The organism is Neisseria sp. P0021.S006 (genome assembly GCF_051956895.1).
Genome location: NZ_JBQCWZ010001154.1, coordinates 1 through 480, shown reverse-complemented (window position 1 = coordinate 480; position 480 = coordinate 1). Strand labels below are relative to the sequence as shown.

Annotated in this window: 1 protein-coding gene; it reads left to right on the top strand. The window is 56.2% G+C overall.

From position 1 onward, the window contains the following. Positions 1 to 480, top strand: a 480-nt coding sequence (locus ACTHUM_RS19220; RefSeq protein ID WP_440403883.1) for a leucyl aminopeptidase family protein, incomplete at both ends; no start/stop codon positions are given.

Here is a 480-nt window from a genome sequence, read left to right as displayed (position 1 = left end):
GACCCATATTTGGTCGAACTGAGCTATTTCGGTGCTGCCGACAAAGAAGCTGCCCCCGTCGTATTGGTCGGCAAAGGCATTACCTTCGACACCGGCGGCATCTCCCTCAAACCCGGCCTGAACATGGACGAAATGAAATTCGACATGTGCGGCGCGGCAACCGTCATCAGCACCTTCTGTGCCGCCGTCAAACTGCAACTGCCGATCAACCTCATCGCCGTCGTCGCCACCTGCGAAAATATGCCTTCCGGCGCGGCCAACAAACCGGGCGATGTCGTGAAAAGCATGAAAGGCTTGACCATCGAAGTGTTGAACACCGATGCCGAAGGCCGTCTGATTTTGTGTGACGCGCTCACTTATGCCGAACAATTCAAACCCAAAGCCGTTATCGACGTCGCCACCCTGACCGGCGCGTGCATTATCGCCCTGGGCCATGACGTCAGCGGCGTGATGGGCAATAATCAAGATTTGGTCGACAGC